Source organism: Kluyvera georgiana ATCC 51603, from assembly GCF_001654985.1.
GTDB classification, from domain to species: Bacteria; Pseudomonadota; Gammaproteobacteria; order Enterobacterales; family Enterobacteriaceae; genus Kluyvera; species Kluyvera georgiana.
Genome location: NZ_LXEU01000124.1, coordinates 1 through 1,210 on the forward strand (window position 1 = coordinate 1; position 1,210 = coordinate 1,210).

1 protein-coding gene is annotated in these 1,210 nt (G+C 38.2%); it reads left to right on the plus strand.

The window, feature by feature from the left end:
- Nucleotides 1-466: 466 nt before the first annotated feature.
- Nucleotides 467-1,087: an inovirus Gp2 family protein gene (locus M989_RS25120; protein WP_074398854.1), complete on the plus strand. Its 621-nt coding sequence runs from the start codon at nt 467-469 to the stop codon at nt 1,085-1,087.
- Nucleotides 1,088-1,210: the final 123 nt, after the last annotated feature.

The window sequence follows — 1,210 nt, forward strand, 5'->3', positions numbered from 1 at the left end:
AGCTGTAATGGTTCCTGTCATTGATGAAGGCGATGCATCACAAAAATCTTTGACAGGAGGAAATACCATCATCATTAATCCTTTTACCAGTGAAGTTAACCATAATTTCTGACACCAATGTTAAGCATAACCATACTGGTTACATACAGGCTATCAACTTATTGATGGAGACTAACAACCGAATGATAATTACTTGCTAATAAGGAACCCCAAATGCAATCTAATAGAATAAATTCAAAGAAGGTCCTTGGAAGGCCAGAGGGAAGTAAATACTTTTTTCTAATTCAAAATGAGAAGAAAAAGCGACTTTCTCAATCTAAGGTAGCAAAGACTTTAGGAATAAGCCTTTCCACAGTAAAAAGATACTGGGCTAATGGTATCTTTGGTTAATTTTAATTGCAGAGCAATATCGTGCTGATTTCCCCGCATAGATGTTGGCTTGATGATGAATATACTTGTTGTAAATATGGAGTTATATCATGGTTCTCATGGTGAGCATGTGCTCGCCTACAGAAAAAATATTGAACAGGTAATCAATCAAGCTATCAGTGAATTTCCAAGAACAATGGCTTTACGTGTTGATGTTCATTATCCCCCCATTTTAGACAGAGGTGATACTGTTTGTTGTTTTCCTAATCTGGAGCCTGGAGCGATATCCCGTTTCCGTAATGCATTAAATGCCATGCTGGAGGCCAATGAGAAAGCAAGAGCAGCTAACGGCAAAAGAATATATCCAAACCGTGTTCGTCATGTTTGGGTACGGGAGTTTTCCGAAGAAGGAAAATGTCACTTTCACCTTGGTCTTTTTTTTAATAAAGATGCTTATTACCATTTAGGCGATTATGGAGCTGAAAACCATTTACGGATGATGATTATAAGGGCATGGTACAGTGCTTTGGGTTTAGAGTTAGATGACTATCATGGGCTGGTCCATTATCCTGAAAACTGCCGCTATATATTAGATGTAAATGACCGTAGCTTTCACGGAGAGTATACCAATCTACTGTATCGACTAGATTATTTAGCCAAGCTTGACACCAAACAATTCGGTGATGGTGATCGTAACTTCGGCTGTAGCCGGGGATGATACTGCTTACAATGATGGCCTTTAGGATGAGAAAGGCCATTACTTTCTCAATTACTCATAGTGTATTTGTCGTAATTTTATCTGATACATAGCATTAAGTGTCCCGAAAATATTGGAGACTAA